A 14181-nucleotide genomic window follows, 5' to 3' on the forward strand; every position below is an offset into this window, starting at 1 on the left:
CACGGGCCCGTCGCGGAAGCGGCGGGCCCGTACTCTTGAGCCCGTGCAGCTCCTCAACGACGCCCCCCTCGCGCCCCTGACCACCTTCCGGCTCGGCGGACCCGCCACCCGGCTCGTCACCGCCACCACCGACGACGAGGTGATCGCCGCGGTCCGCGAGGCCGACGCCGCCGGGACCCCGCTGCTGATCATCGGCGGCGGCTCCAACCTGGTCATCGGGGACAAGGGCTTCGACGGCACGGCGCTGCGCATCGCCACCACCGGGTTCTCGCTCGACGGGACCCGCCTGGAGCTCGCCGCCGGCGAGGTCTGGACGGACGCCGTGGCGCGGACCGTCGAGGCCGGGCTCGCCGGGATCGAGTGCCTGGCCGGCATCCCCGGCTCGGCCGGCGCGACCCCCATCCAGAACGTCGGGGCGTACGGCCAGGACGTCTCCGCCACCGTCACCGAGGTCGTCGCCTACGACCGGCGCGCCGAGGAGACCGTCACCCTCACGAACGCCGAGTGCGCCTTCTCGTACCGGCACAGCCTCTTCAAGGACCAGCCCGACCGGTACGTCGTGCTGCGGGTCCGGTTCCGGCTGGAGGACGCCGACGGGATGTCGGCGCCGATCAAGTACCCGGAGACCGCCCGCGCCCTCGGCGTCGAGGCCGGGGACCGGGTGCCCCTCGCCACCGCCCGCGAGACCGTCCTGAAGCTGCGCGCGAGCAAGGGCATGGTCCTGGACCCGGAGGACCACGACACCTGGTCCGCGGGCTCCTTCTTCACCAACCCGATCCTCACGGCGGGGGAGTACGAGACCTTCCTCGCGCGCGTGGCCGAGCGGCTCGGACCGGACGTCGCCCCGCCGGCCTTCCCGGCGGGCGAGGACGGCGCCGTGAAGACCTCGGCGGCCTGGCTCATCGACAGGGCCGGGTTCACCAAGGGGTACGGCTCCGGGCCCGCCCGCATCTCCACCAAGCACACGCTCGCCCTCACCAACCGCGGCGAGGCGACCACCGAGGACCTCCTCGCCCTCGCCCGCGAGGTCGTCGCCGGCGTACGGGACGCCTTCGGGATCACCCTCGTCAACGAGCCCGTCACCGTGGGCGTCGAGCTCTAGCACGCGACCAGGGCCTGTCCTGCGGATCGGGGTCGGACAGGCCCTAGTAGGCCACTCCGACGCCCTGCCTGACCGTCGCCGGGTCGTCGATCATCGCCAGCATCGCGTGCGCCACGTCCGAGCGGGCCAGGGAGCGGCCCCGGGACGGGGTGCCGCCGACGACCTTGCGGTACCGGCCGGTGCCCGGCTTGTTCGTCAGCTTGGGCGGGCGTACGGAGGTCCAGTCGGCGCTGCTCGCGGCGAGGTCCGACTCCATGACCCGCAGGTCGGCGTAGATGTCCTTCAGGACGTTGTTGATGATCGCCAGAACGGCCTTGTCGACGAGGGCCTGGCCGTCGGGGACCGGGCCCAGCGGGGCCGCGCTGACCACCAGGAGCCGGCGCGTCTTCTCGGCCTCCATCGCCGCGAGCACCGAGCGGGTCAGGCGCGCCGTCACGCCCGCGTCCGCCCGGGTCCGGGCGCCGAGGCCCGAGAGCACCGCGTCCCGGCCCGCCACGGCCCCGCGCAGGGCCTCGGGGTCGGACAGGTCGGCCCGTTGGACCGTCAGGCGGCTGCCGGTCACGGTGAGGCGTGCCGGGTCCCGCACCACCGCCGTCACCTCGTGGCCCGAGGCCAGGGCCTGGTGGACGATCTCCTGGCCGATGCCGCCGGTCGCACCGAAGACTGTGAGCTTCATGTCGCACCCTCCCTGGGTGGGTAAGTATTCACTCACCCCCAGGGTGAGTGGATACTCACTCACACGTCAAGCGTCGCTGGAGGATGCATGGAAGAGAAGCCGACCCGGACCCGGATCGTCGACGCCGCCCGCGACCTCATGCGGACGGCGGGGCTCGCCCGCACCACCACCAAGGAGATCGCCAAGGCGGCCGGCTGCTCGGAAGCCGCGCTCTACAAGTACTTCAGCAGCAAGGAAGAGCTCTTCCTGACCGTCCTGAACGAGCGCCTGCCCCGGCTCGCCGGACTCCTCGGCACGCTCGTCGCCGACCCCGGCGGCCGCAGCGTCGAGGAGAACCTCACCGAGGTCGCCCGGCAGGCCGCGCTCTTCTACGAGCAGACCTTCCCGGTCGTCGCGTCCCTCTACGCCGAACCGCAGCTCAAACGGCGCCACGAGGAGGCCATGCGCACGTACGGCATGGGCCCCCACAAGCCCATCGAAGGCCTCGCCGCCTACCTCCGCGCCGAGCAGCAGCACGGCCGCATCAGCGCCGACGCCGACCCGATGGCCGCCGCGTCCCTGCTCCTCGGGGCCTGCGTGCAGCGCTCCTTCGCGTGGGAGATGACCCCGGACCGCAGGCCGCCGGACTCCCTCGACGACTTCGCCCGCACGCTCGCCCGCACCCTGCTCCGCGGGATCGCCTAGCCGAGGTCGACCGAGCGGTACCGGCTAGGCGATCCAGTCGTCGATCCCCGCCAGGAGCTTCGCCTTGACGTCCTCCGGCGCCGCCGAGCCCCGCACCGACTGACGGGCCAGCTCCGCCAGCTCCGCGTCCGTGAAGCCGTGGTGCCGACGGGCGATCTCGTACTGGGCGGCGAGCCGCGAGCCGAACAGGAGGGGGTCGTCGGCACCGAGCGCCATCGGGACGCCCGCCTCGAAGAGGGTCCGCAGCGGGACGTCCTCGTGCTTCTCGTACACGCCCAGGGCCACGTTCGACGCCGGGCAGACCTCGCAGGTCACGCCCTTCTCGGCCAGCTTCCGCAGCAGCCTCGGGTCCTCCGCCGACCGCACCCCGTGACCGACCCGCGCCGCCCGCAGATCGTCCAGGCAGTCCCGCACCGACGAGGGGCCCGTCAGCTCGCCGCCGTGCGGGGCCGCGAGCAGGCCGCCCTCCCGCGCGATCGCGAAGGCCCGGTCGAAGTCCCGTGCCATGCCCCGCCGTTCGTCGTTGGAGAGCCCGAAACCGACCACGCCCCGGTCCGCGAACCGCACCGCGAGCCGCGCGAGCGTACGGGCCTCGAGAGGGTGCTTCATCCGGTTCGCCGCGACCAGCACCCGCATCCCGAGCCCGGTCTCCCGCGAGGCCGCGTCGACCGCGTCCAGGATGATCTCCAGGGCCGGGATCAGGCCGCCGAGGTGCGGGGCGTACGAGGTGGGGTCGACCTGGATCTCCAGCCACCCCGAGCCGTCCCTGACGTCCTCCTGGGCCGCCTCGCGGACCAGCCGCTGGATGTCCTCCGGCGTGCGCAGGCAGGAGCGGGCGATGTCGTACAGCCGCTGGAAACGGAACCAGCCGCGCTCGTCGGTGGCCCGCAGTTTGGGAGGAGTGCCGCTCTTGAGCGCCTCCGGGAGGTGCACGCCGTACTTGTCGGCCAGCTCGATGAGCGTCGTGGGCCGCATCGAACCGGTGAAGTGCAGATGCAGATGGGCCTTGGGCAACAGGGTGAGATCGCGTACGTGCTCCATTGGCCGATACTGCCGCACCCGAATGGACGAATGAAGTCCATTTCCCCGATCGGGACCTTGCTAGAACGCAAAAACGGGCCCCCGGTTCCGGAGAACCGGGGGCCCGCACCTCGAAAGGATCAGTCGCGCGCCTCGGCGAGCAGCTTCTGGATCCGGGACACGCCCTCCACCAGGTCCTCGTCACCGAGCGCGTACGAAAGCCGCAGGTAGCCCGGCGTGCCGAAGGCCTCGCCCGGGACGACCGCGACCTCGGCCTCGTCCAGGATCAGCGCGGCGAGCTCGACCGAGGTCTGCGGGCGCTTGCCGCGGATCTCCTTGCCGAGCAGCCCCTTCACCGACGGGTACACGTAGAACGCGCCCTCCGGCGTCGGGCAGACGACGCCCTCGATCTCGTTGAGCATCCGCACGATCGTCTGGCGGCGGCGGTCGAAGGCCTTGCCCATCTCCTTGACCGCGTCCAGGTTCCCGGAGACGGCGGCGAGCGCGGCCACCTGCGCCACGTTGGAGACGTTGGAGGTGGCGTGCGACTGCAGGTTGGTCGCGGCCTTCACGACGTCCTTCGGGCCGATGATCCAGCCCACGCGCCAGCCCGTCATCGCGTACGTCTTCGCCACGCCGTTGACGACGATGCACTTGTCGCGCAGCTCCGGCAGGACCGCCGGCAGCGAGACGGCGGAGGCGTCGCCGTAGACCAGGTGCTCGTAGATCTCGTCCGTGAGGACCCACAGGCCGTGCTCGACGGCCCAGCGGCCGATCGCCTCGGTCTCGGCCTCGCTGTAGACGGCGCCGGTCGGGTTCGAGGGGGACACGAAGAGGACGACCTTGGTCTTCTCCGTGCGCGCCGCCTCCAGCTGCTCCACCGAGACCCGGTAGCCGGTGGTCTCGTCGGCGACGACATCCACCGGGACGCCGCCCGCGAGGCGGATCGACTCGGGGTACGTCGTCCAGTACGGCGCCGGGACGATGACCTCGTCGCCCGGGTCGAGGATCGCGGCGAAGGCCTCGTAGATCGCCTGCTTGCCGCCGTTGGTCACCAGGACCTGGGAGGCGTCGATCTCGTAACCGGAGTCGCGCAGCGTCTTGGCGGCGATCGCGGCCTTCAGCTCGGGCAGACCGCCGGCCGGCGTGTAGCGGTGGTACTTCGGGTTCTTGCAGGCCTCGACGGCCGCGTCGACGATGTAGTCCGGGGTCGGGAAGTCGGGCTCACCCGCGCCGAAACCGATCACCGGGCGCCCGGCGGCCTTGAGGGCCTTGGCCTTGGCGTCGACGGCGAGGGTGGCGGACTCGGAGATCGCACCGATCCGGGCGGAGACCCGACGCTCGGTGGGAGGGGTAGCAGCGCTCATACGGGCCATCGTCCCAGACCGCGCCGAGGCCCGGCACACAGGTTTCACGGACCGGACAGGACCGGTCATTACCGGTCGTACGAGCGTCCGACGGCAGGTCGGCGAGGTTTCTGTTCGACGTAGGGGCCCATGACCACGTATGCTCACTCCTCGTTGGCCCGCACCGACCACATCTCACGATGCGGTACGTTTGGGGGGCACCGACAAAGGGTCGTAGCTCAATTGGTAGAGCACCGGTCTCCAAAACCGGCGGTTGGGGGTTCAAGTCCCTCCGGCCCTGCTACACACACCGCCAGGTGTTGTGCGCATGTGTACGTACTTCATTGCACCGCCGTGCGGCTCCACCCGGGCGCGGCACGGCCGACCCGGAATCAGGTGAGAGATCGTGACGGACGCCGTAGGCTCCATCGACATGCCTGATGCCGACGAGACCGCAGAGTCGAAGAAGAAGTCCCGCAAGGGCGGGAAGCGCGGAAAGAAGGGCCCCCTGGGCCGTCTCGCGCTCTTCTACCGCCAGATCATCGCCGAGCTCCGCAAGGTCGTCTGGCCCACGCGGAACCAGCTGACGACGTACACCACCGTGGTGATTGTCTTCGTCGTCATCATGATCGGCCTTGTCACCGTGATTGACTATGGCTTCCAGGAAGCAGTCAAGTACGTCTTCGGCTGACTTTTTGTTCCACCCCATCTGTATCGCAGGAAGAAGCAGCCACCGTGTCTGACGCGAACCTGAACGACGCCTTCGAGTCCGAGTCCGTCGAGGACGAGCTGGACATCGTCGAGGCCGCCGACGAGGACGTCGAGGACGTCGAGGTCGACGCTGCAGAGGACGCTGCGGACGAGGACGTCGAGATCGACGAGGCCGAAGAGGCCGACGAGGACGAGACCGCCGAGGTCGAGGACGAGGGCGACGAGGACGAGACCGAGGAGGAGGCCGAGCCGGCCGCCCCGGTCGACCCCGTCGCCGCGCTCCGCGAGGAGCTCCGCACCCTCCCCGGCGAGTGGTACGTCATCCACACCTACGCGGGCTACGAGAAGCGCGTGAAGGCCAACCTCGAGCAGCGTGCCGTCTCGCTCAACGTCGAGGACTTCATCTACCAGGCCGAGGTCCCCGAGGAAGAGATCGTCCAGATCAAGGGCGGCGAGCGGAAGAACGTCAAGCAGAACAAGCTCCCCGGCTACGTTCTCGTCCGCATGGACCTGACGAACGAGTCCTGGGGCGTCGTCCGCAACACCCCCGGTGTCACCGGCTTCGTGGGCAACGCCTACGACCCGTACCCGCTGACCCTGGACGAGATCGTCAAGATGCTCGCCCCGGAGGCCGAGGAGAAGGCCGCCCGCGAGGCCGCCGAGGCCGAGGGCAAGCCGGCTCCGGCCCGCAAGCTGGAGGTCCAGGTCCTGGACTTCGAGGTCGGCGACTCGGTCACCGTCACCGACGGCCCGTTCGCGACCCTCCAGGCCACGATCAACGAGATCAACCCGGACTCGAAGAAGGTCAAGGGCCTCGTCGAGATCTTCGGTCGCGAGACCCCGGTCGAGCTCAGCTTCGACCAGATCCAGAAGAACTGATCTCACCGTCTTCCGACCAGGTCAGAGTGGCTCTCGTAGCCGCTCTGACCTGCTCGGTTTTTAGCCGCACGTCTATACCCGTTATCGTTGTGCGGTATGCCTGCATCCGGATGACCGGATGGCGGGCTGAACACTCTCACTAGGACCCGGAGAGAGCAATGCCTCCCAAGAAGAAGAAGGTCACGGGGCTTATCAAGCTCCAGATCAACGCTGGTGCGGCCAACCCGGCCCCGCCGGTCGGCCCCGCGCTGGGTCAGCACGGCGTCAACATCATGGAGTTCTGCAAGGCCTACAACGCCGCGACCGAGTCGCAGCGTGGCATGGTCGTGCCGGTGGAGATCACGGTCTACGAAGACCGCACCTTCACCTTCATCACCAAGACTCCGCCGGCCGCCAAGCTGATCCTCAAGGCCGCGGGTGTGGAGAAGGGCTCCGGCGAGCCGCACAAGACCAAGGTCGCCAAGCTCACGGCCGCCCAGGTCCGCGAGATCGCCACGGTCAAGCTCCCCGACCTCAACGCCAATGACCTGGACGCCGCGTCCAAGATCATCGCCGGCACCGCCCGTTCCATGGGCATCACGGTCGAGGGCTGATCACCCCCCGTTTGACCTTTCAGTGGTAGGGCCGGCGCGGTCCGCACCACGACTCCATACCTGAAACACCAGGAGAAGCAGTGAAGCGCAGCAAGGCTCTCCGCTCCGCGGACGCCAAGGTCGACCGCGAGCGGCTCTACGCCCCCCTCGAGGCCGTCCGTCTCGCCAAGGAGACCGCCACCACGAAGTTCGACGGCACCGTCGAGGTCGCCTTCCGCCTGGGTGTCGACCCGCGCAAGGCCGACCAGATGGTCCGTGGCACCGTGAACCTCCCGCACGGCACCGGCAAGACCGCCCGGGTCCTGGTCTTCGCGACCGGTGAGCGTGCCGAGGCCGCGATCGCCGCGGGCGCCGACATCGTCGGCTCCGACGAGCTCATCGACGAGATCTCCAAGGGCAACCGCCTGAACGAGTTCGACGCCGTTGTGGCCACCCCGGACCTCATGGGCAAGGTCGGCCGCCTCGGCCGCGTCCTCGGCCCGCGTGGTCTCATGCCGAACCCCAAGGTCGGCACCGTCACCCCCGATGTCGCGAAGGCTGTCAACGACATCAAGGGCGGCAAGATCGAGTTCCGCGTCGACAAGCACTCGAACCTGCACTTCATCATCGGCAAGGTCTCCTTCGACGAGACGAAGCTGGTCGAGAACTACGCCGCGGCCCTGGAGGAGATCCTCCGTCTGAAGCCGTCCGCCGCGAAGGGTCGCTACATCAAGAAGGCGGCCATCACGACGACGATGGGCCCCGGCATCCCGCTGGACTCCAACCGCACCCGCAACCTCCTCGTCGAGGAGGACCCGGCCGCGGTCTGAGCCTCCCAGGCTCGCTGAGTGGTCAACCGGCCCCGCACCTCTCCGGAGGTGCGGGGCCGGTTTCTTGTTACGGTCCGGGACGCAGGACGTCGATCAAGGGTGGGGAACGGACATGAGCAGGTCCGCGTGGAAGCGCGCCGCCGTGGCCCTGGCGGCCGCGGCCGTCGTGGCGGGTGCCGCGGGATGCCAGGACGGCGACGGCGGTACGGAGAAGGCCGCCGGCGCCTCCGCGACGGCGCAGCCGGGCACGCAGAGCCCCGAGGAGGCCGCCAAGGCCGTCCGGGCCGCGTCCGCCAAGGCCTCGGCGGCGAAGAGCGCCAAGGTCGAGATGCGCCTCACCGTGGGCGGCGGGAAGGCGCCCGGCGGCAGCACGTTCACCGGTGTCCAGGCCTGGGGTCCCGTGGCCGCCGACCTGAAGGTCTTCGACTCGTCCTACCTGGCCGACATCCCCGGCGCCCCCGTCGAGACGCGCATGGTCACGGCCGACGGGGCCACCTACGTGGACCTGGGGACGACCCTGGCCGCGCAGACGGGCGGCAAGCGCTGGCTGAAGGTGGACGCCGAGGGCGCCGCCGCCGGGGACGAGCTGACGCTCCAGCTGACCGGCGGCCTGACCGCCGTGAACATGGACCTGCCCAAGGAGCTCGGCCTCCTGGCCGGCTCGTCGGCGGTCAAGCACCTCGGCCCCGTGAAGGGCGGCGACGTCAAGGCGGAGGCCTACGAGGGCGAGCTCCCCGGGGGCAAGCGCATGGAGGTCTGGATCGGCGCTGACGGCTACCCGGCGAAGACGATCGTCCACGCGGAGTCCGGCGGGACCCGTACGTCGCTCACCACGAAGTACTCCGACTACGGCGCCGAGGCCGCCTTCCAGGCCCCGCCCGCCGAGGACGCCGTCGGCTTCGTGGAGCTCCTGAAGAACCTCGGTAGGGGCTGATTTGCCCGGAGGCGACCCCGTCACGTACGCTTCCACAGAAGCCAAAGACCGCTGGTCGTCGCTGTTCCCGTAAGGGTGCGGTGGCCGAAGGATTCGCTGAGATGCGAACGACCCGCGCAGGTGACTGTGGAAGAGTTCCCGGATCCTCGTGATCTGGTCGAGTTCAGCCCCGTGCGCCTGCGCCCGGGGCGTTTTGTTTTGTTCAGCCCCTTCCGTGCGGTCCCATCACCCGGAAGGAGGCCGACGCTCATGGCAAGGCCCGACAAGGCTGCCGCGGTAGCCGAGCTTGAGGACAAGTTCCGCAGCTCGAACGCCGTCGTGCTGACCTCGTACACGGGGCTCACCGTGGCGCAGCTCAAGACGCTGCGTCGTTCGCTCGGTGACAACGCCCAGTACGCCGTGGTGAAGAACACGCTGACCAAGATTGCGGCCAACCAGGCCGGGATCGCCGCGCTGGACGACCAGCTTGCTGGTTCGACCGCGGCCGCCTTCGTCACCGGTGACCCGGTGGAGTCGGCGAAGGCTCTGCGTGACTTCGCCAAGGAGAACCCGAACCTCGTCATCAAGGGCGGTGTCCTTGACGGCAAGGCGCTCTCCGCCGACGAGTTCAAGAAGCTTGCGGACCTCGAGTCCCGCGAGGTTCTGCTCAGCAAGCTGGCCGGCGCGTTCAAGGGCAAGCAGACTCAGGCTGCTCAGCTCTTCCAGGCGCTGCCGACGAAGCTCGTCCGCACCGTGGACGCGCTTCGCGCCAAGCAGGCCGAGCAGGGCGGTGCCGAGTAATTCGGCTCGCGCATTGATCCGCGCCGCCTAGTGCGCGGGTCGTAGCGGGCCGTTACGCCCGCCTCTTCAGACATATCGGCACCTGCCGAATTTAGTGGAAGGATCGCCCATCATGGCGAAGCTCTCTCAGGAAGACCTCCTCGCCCAGTTCGAGGAGATGACCCTCATCGAGCTCTCCGAGTTCGTGACGGCCTTCGAGGAGAAGTTCGACGTCAAGGCTGCCGCGGCCGTCGCCGTTGCCGCCGGCCCGGTCTCGGGTGGTGGCGACGCCGCCGCCGCCGAGGAGCAGGACGAGTTCGACGTCATCCTCGAGGGTGCCGGCGACAAGAAGATCCAGGTCATCAAGGTCGTGCGCGAGCTCACCTCCCTGGGCCTCAAGGAGGCCAAGGACCTCGTCGACGGCACCCCGAAGCCGGTCCTCGAGAAGGTCGCGAAGGACGTCGCCGAGAAGGCCGCCGAGTCCCTCAAGGCCGCCGGCGCCTCCGTCACGGTCAAGTAAGACCGTTTCGGCTCGCTGAGCTGACTCCTGCCCCCGTACGACGCGAATCCGTGTAACCGCGAATCCGTGTAACGCGGAGGCACCGAGAGGCGATCACCCATCTGGGTGGTCGCCTCTCTGCGTTCCCGGGAAACGGGCGTGGCGGGGGTCCTGCGGGCCGCCGGAAGCGGAGTATGGTGATCTTCGCCGTGCGCCCCGCGGACCGGCGGGTCTTGACGAACCGCACGCAGCGCGCAATTCTCAGGACGCGTCGTCACAACGATCCGTTTCCGAGGCATGGATCGACGACCGAACGGGCAGTATCGAGGTGCGCCGCACGGCGCGAGGTACCGCGGAGTTGAGAGCAACGAGGGTCGCGAAGAAGTCGCCCTGGACATCAGTGGGCCAAGTGGCTACACTGACCCTTTGCGCTGCCTGTTAGCTGCCCCCTGCCCGTCACCAGGGGCATACCTTCGCATCAGCTTCGTGGACCGACCCCGTCTGACCTGGCCTTTTGGTCATCTCAGGAAACGTCTGCCGTGAAGCGTTGCTGGGGACCGGTACGCGCGTAGTGAGTCCGAGCCCTCGGAAGGACCCCCTCTTGGCCGCCTCGCGCAACGCCTCGACCAATACGAACAACGGCGCAAGCACCGCCCCGCTGCGCATCTCCTTTGCAAAGATCAAGGAGCCCCTCGAGGTTCCGAACCTCCTCGCGCTGCAGACCGAGAGCTTTGACTGGCTGCTCGGCAACGCCGCCTGGAAGGCTCGCGTCGAGGCTGCCCTTGAGTCGGGACAGGACGTCCCCACGAAGTCCGGTCTGGAGGAGATCTTCGAGGAGATCTCCCCGATCGAGGACTTCTCCGGGTCGATGTCGCTGACCTTCCGCGACCACCGCTTCGAGCCGCCGAAGAACTCGATCGACGAGTGCAAGGACCGTGACTTCACGTACGGCGCCCCGCTCTTCGTCACCGCCGAGTTCACCAACAACGAGACCGGCGAGATCAAGTCCCAGACGGTCTTCATGGGCGACTTCCCGCTCATGACGAACAAGGGCACCTTCGTCATCAACGGCACCGAGCGTGTCGTGGTGTCGCAGCTGGTCCGTTCCCCCGGTGTCTACTTCGACTCCTCCATCGACAAGACGTCCGACAAGGACATCTTCTCCGCCAAGATCATCCCGTCCCGGGGTGCCTGGCTGGAGATGGAGATCGACAAGCGCGACCTGGTCGGTGTCCGCATCGACCGCAAGCGCAAGCAGTCCGTCACCGTCCTCCTGAAGGCCCTCGGCTGGACCACCGAGCAGATCCTGCAGGAGTTCGGCGAGTACGAGTCGATGCGCGCCACCCTGGAGAAGGACCACACCCAGGGCCAGGACGACGCGCTTCTGGACATCTACCGCAAGCTCCGTCCGGGCGAGCCGCCGACCCGTGAGGCCGCTCAGACGCTGCTCGAGAACCTCTACTTCAACCCGAAGCGCTACGACCTCGCGAAGGTCGGCCGCTACAAGGTGAACAAGAAGCTCGGCGCCGACGAGCCGCTGGACGCCGGTGTCCTCACCACCGACGACATCATCGCCACGATCAAGTACCTGGTGAAGCTCCACGCGGGCGAGACCGAGACGATCGGCGAGAACGGCAACGAGATCGTCGTCGAGACCGACGACATCGACCACTTCGGCAACCGTCGTCTGCGCAACGTCGGCGAGCTCATCCAGAACCAGGTCCGCACGGGTCTGGCTCGTATGGAGCGCGTCGTCCGCGAGCGGATGACCACCCAGGACGTCGAGGCGATCACCCCGCAGACCCTGATCAACATTCGCCCGGTCGTGGCGTCGATCAAGGAGTTCTTCGGCACCTCGCAGCTGTCGCAGTTCATGGACCAGAACAACCCGCTGTCGGGTCTGACGCACAAGCGTCGTCTCTCGGCGCTGGGTCCCGGTGGTCTCTCCCGTGAGCGGGCCGGCTTCGAGGTCCGAGACGTGCACCCGTCCCACTACGGACGCATGTGCCCGATCGAGACCCCCGAAGGCCCGAACATCGGTCTGATCGGTTCGCTCGCCTCGTACGGCCGCGTCAACGCGTTCGGCTTCATCGAGACGCCGTACCGCAAGGTCGTCGACGGCCAGGTCACCGACGAGGTCGACTACGTCACCGCCGACGAGGAGGACCGGTTCGTCATCGCGCAGGCCAACGCCGCGCTCGACGACGAGCTCCGCTTCTCCGAGAACCGCGTCCTGGTCCGCAAGCGTGGCGGCGAGGTCGACTACGTCGAGCCGTCGGACGTGGACTACATGGACGTCTCGCCGCGCCAGATGGTGTCGGTCGCGACCGCCATGATCCCGTTCCTCGAGCACGACGACGCCAACCGTGCCCTCATGGGCGCGAACATGATGCGTCAGGCCGTCCCGCTCATTAAGTCGGAGGCCCCGCTCGTCGGCACCGGCATGGAGTACCGCTGCGCCACCGACGCCGGCGACGTGCTCAAGGCCGAGAAGGACGGTGTCGTCCAGGAGCTGTCGGCCGACTACATCACGGTCGCCAACGACGACGGCACGTACATCACGTACCGCCTGCACAAGTTCTCCCGCTCCAACCAGGGCACCTCTGTGAACCAGAAGGTCGTCGTGGACGAGGGGCAGCGCGTCATCGAGGGCCAGGTCCTCGCCGACGGTCCCGCCACCGAAGACGGCGAGATGGCGCTCGGCAAGAACCTCCTCGTGGCGTTCATGCCGTGGGAGGGCCACAACTACGAGGACGCGATCATCCTGTCGCAGCGCCTCGTGCAGGACGACGTCCTCTCCTCGATCCACATCGAGGAGCACGAGGTCGACGCCCGTGACACCAAGCTCGGCCCCGAGGAGATCACCCGGGACATCCCGAATGTCTCCGAGGAGGTCCTCGCGGACCTCGACGAGCGCGGCATCATCCGCATCGGTGCCGAGGTCGTCGCCGGCGACATCCTGGTCGGCAAGGTCACCCCGAAGGGTGAGACCGAGCTGACCCCGGAGGAGCGCCTGCTCCGCGCGATCTTCGGTGAGAAGGCCCGTGAGGTCCGTGACACCTCGCTGAAGGTGCCGCACGGCGAGATCGGCAAGATCATCGGCGTCCGCGTCTTCGACCGCGAGGAGGGCGACGAGCTTCCCCCGGGCGTGAACCAGCTGGTCCGCGTCTACGTCGCCCAGAAGCGCAAGATCACCGACGGTGACAAGCTCGCCGGCCGTCACGGCAACAAGGGTGTCATCTCGAAGATCCTTCCCATCGAGGACATGCCGTTCCTCGAGGACGGAACTCCGGTCGACATCATCCTCAACCCGCTGGGTGTCCCGTCCCGAATGAACCCGGGACAGGTCCTGGAGATCCACCTCGGCTGGCTCGCCAGCCGCGGCTGGGACGTCTCCGGTCTCGCGGACGAGTGGGCGCAGCGCCTCCAGGCGATCGGCGCCGACCAGGTCGCCCCCGGCACCAACGTCGCGACCCCGGTCTTCGACGGTGCGCGTGAGGACGAGCTCGCGGGTCTGCTCCAGCACACCATCCCGAACCGCGACGGCGAGCGCATGGTGCTCCCGACCGGTAAGGCGAGGCTGTTCGACGGCCGCTCCGGCGAGCCGTTCCCGGACCCGATCTCCGTCGGGTACATGTACATCCTCAAGCTCCACCACCTGGTCGACGACAAGCTGCACGCGCGTTCGACCGGCCCGTACTCGATGATCACCCAGCAGCCGCTGGGTGGTAAGGCCCAGTTCGGTGGCCAGCGCTTCGGTGAGATGGAGGTGTGGGCGCTGGAGGCTTACGGCGCCGCGTACGCCCTCCAGGAGCTGCTGACGATCAAGTCCGACGACGTGACCGGCCGCGTGAAGGTCTACGAGGCCATCGTCAAGGGCGAGAACATCCCTGAGCCCGGCATCCCCGAGTCCTTCAAGGTCCTCATCAAGGAGATGCAGTCCCTGTGCCTCAACGTGGAGGTGCTGTCCTCGGACGGCATGTCCATCGAGATGCGCGACACCGACGAGGACGTCTTCCGCGCAGCGGAGGAGCTCGGCATCGACCTGTCCCGGCGCGAGCCGAGCAGCGTCGAAGAGGTCTGACGGGAGTCCGGCGGGGGCTCAGCGATGAGCCCCCGCCGGCCCCAGGACCCCCGTATCAGACCCCAAAGCCTTACAACCCTGAGAG

The 14181-nt window shown here is 68.5% G+C and carries 12 protein-coding genes, 1 tRNA gene and 1 pseudogene; 11 read left to right on the forward strand and 3 right to left on the reverse strand.

Annotated features, from left to right (window positions below):
- Window positions 1-25: 25 nt before the first annotated feature.
- Window positions 26-1102: pseudogene (locus tag SVTN_RS22590) on the forward strand (UDP-N-acetylmuramate dehydrogenase); the annotation flags it as partial.
- Between the two features lie 43 nt (window positions 1103-1145).
- On the opposite strand, the gene SVTN_RS22595 reads toward SVTN_RS22590, so the two are convergent.
- Window positions 1146-1778, reverse strand: coding sequence for an NAD(P)-dependent oxidoreductase (locus tag SVTN_RS22595; RefSeq protein WP_041130737.1), 633 nt, complete (start codon window positions 1776-1778; stop codon window positions 1146-1148).
- Between the two features lie 87 nt (window positions 1779-1865).
- Here SVTN_RS22595 and SVTN_RS22600 point away from each other — a divergent pair, with 87 nt between their 5' ends.
- Window positions 1866-2462 (forward strand): TetR/AcrR family transcriptional regulator, encoded by a 597-nt coding sequence (locus SVTN_RS22600; RefSeq protein ID WP_041130738.1) that lies wholly within the window; start codon window positions 1866-1868, stop codon window positions 2460-2462.
- A gap of 24 nt (window positions 2463-2486) precedes the next feature.
- Here SVTN_RS22600 and SVTN_RS22605 read toward each other — a convergent pair whose 3' ends face one another.
- Window positions 2487-3503, reverse strand: a complete 1017-nt coding sequence (locus SVTN_RS22605) for an adenosine deaminase (RefSeq protein ID WP_041130739.1) — start codon at window positions 3501-3503, stop codon at window positions 2487-2489.
- 119 nt (window positions 3504-3622) lie between these two features.
- The gene (locus SVTN_RS22610) at window positions 3623-4849 is read right to left on the reverse strand and encodes a pyridoxal phosphate-dependent aminotransferase (protein ID WP_041130740.1); all 1227 of its coding nucleotides are present in this window, start codon (window positions 4847-4849) and stop codon (window positions 3623-3625) included.
- A 207-nt stretch (window positions 4850-5056) separates the two neighbouring features.
- On the opposite strand from SVTN_RS22610, the gene SVTN_RS22615 reads away from it, so the two are divergent.
- From SVTN_RS22615 to rpoB, 9 genes are all read left to right on the forward strand, one after another.
- Window positions 5057-5129: transfer RNA gene (locus tag SVTN_RS22615), tRNA-Trp, on the forward strand.
- Between the two features lie 105 nt (window positions 5130-5234).
- Complete coding sequence (secE, locus tag SVTN_RS22620) at window positions 5235-5519, forward strand: preprotein translocase subunit SecE (RefSeq protein ID WP_041130741.1); 285 nt, start codon at window positions 5235-5237, stop codon at window positions 5517-5519.
- A 44-nt stretch (window positions 5520-5563) separates the two neighbouring features.
- Window positions 5564-6418, forward strand: a complete 855-nt coding sequence (gene nusG / locus SVTN_RS22625) for a transcription termination/antitermination protein NusG (RefSeq protein WP_041130742.1) — start codon at window positions 5564-5566, stop codon at window positions 6416-6418.
- A 158-nt stretch (window positions 6419-6576) separates the two neighbouring features.
- A complete protein-coding gene (gene rplK / locus SVTN_RS22630) occupies window positions 6577-7011 on the forward strand; it encodes a 50S ribosomal protein L11 (RefSeq protein ID WP_030687894.1) in 435 nt (144 codons plus the stop codon).
- An 80-nt stretch (window positions 7012-7091) separates the two neighbouring features.
- The gene (gene rplA / locus SVTN_RS22635; RefSeq protein WP_041130743.1) at window positions 7092-7820 is read left to right on the forward strand and encodes a 50S ribosomal protein L1; all 729 of its coding nucleotides are present in this window, start codon (window positions 7092-7094) and stop codon (window positions 7818-7820) included.
- 112 nt (window positions 7821-7932) lie between these two features.
- Window positions 7933-8754 carry an SCO4651 family lipoprotein gene (locus SVTN_RS44365; protein WP_041130744.1) on the forward strand — a complete coding sequence of 274 codons (822 nt, stop codon included), beginning with the start codon at window positions 7933-7935 and terminating at the stop codon, window positions 8752-8754.
- A gap of 249 nt (window positions 8755-9003) precedes the next feature.
- Window positions 9004-9534: a 50S ribosomal protein L10 gene (gene rplJ / locus SVTN_RS22645; RefSeq protein ID WP_041130745.1), complete on the forward strand. Its 531-nt coding sequence runs from the start codon at window positions 9004-9006 to the stop codon at window positions 9532-9534.
- Window positions 9535-9646: 112 nt separating this feature from the next.
- A complete protein-coding gene (gene rplL, locus SVTN_RS22650) occupies window positions 9647-10033 on the forward strand; it encodes a 50S ribosomal protein L7/L12 (RefSeq protein WP_041130746.1) in 387 nt (128 codons plus the stop codon).
- Between the two features lie 580 nt (window positions 10034-10613).
- Window positions 10614-14096: a DNA-directed RNA polymerase subunit beta gene (gene rpoB / locus SVTN_RS22655; RefSeq protein ID WP_041130747.1), complete on the forward strand. Its 3483-nt coding sequence runs from the start codon at window positions 10614-10616 to the stop codon at window positions 14094-14096.
- Window positions 14097-14181 lie beyond the last annotated feature (85 nt).

It is taken from the genome of Streptomyces vietnamensis (genome assembly GCF_000830005.1).
In the GTDB taxonomy this organism is placed as follows: Bacteria; Actinomycetota; Actinomycetes; order Streptomycetales; family Streptomycetaceae; genus Streptomyces; species Streptomyces vietnamensis.

Coding starts and splice junctions, on each gene's coding strand:
- SVTN_RS22595 (WP_041130737.1), bottom strand. CDS start 1,778: ATGAAGCTCACAGTCTTCGGTGCGACCGGCGGCATCGGCCAGGAGATC.
- SVTN_RS22600 (WP_041130738.1), top strand. CDS start 1,866: ATGGAAGAGAAGCCGACCCGGACCCGGATCGTCGACGCCGCCCGCGAC.
- SVTN_RS22605 (WP_041130739.1), bottom strand. CDS start 3,503: ATGGAGCACGTACGCGATCTCACCCTGTTGCCCAAGGCCCATCTGCAT.
- SVTN_RS22610 (WP_041130740.1), bottom strand. CDS start 4,849: ATGAGCGCTGCTACCCCTCCCACCGAGCGTCGGGTCTCCGCCCGGATC.
- rplK (WP_030687894.1), top strand. CDS start 6,577: ATGCCTCCCAAGAAGAAGAAGGTCACGGGGCTTATCAAGCTCCAGATC.
- SVTN_RS44365 (WP_041130744.1), top strand. CDS start 7,933: ATGAGCAGGTCCGCGTGGAAGCGCGCCGCCGTGGCCCTGGCGGCCGCG.
- rplJ (WP_041130745.1), top strand. CDS start 9,004: ATGGCAAGGCCCGACAAGGCTGCCGCGGTAGCCGAGCTTGAGGACAAG.
- rplL (WP_041130746.1), top strand. CDS start 9,647: ATGGCGAAGCTCTCTCAGGAAGACCTCCTCGCCCAGTTCGAGGAGATG.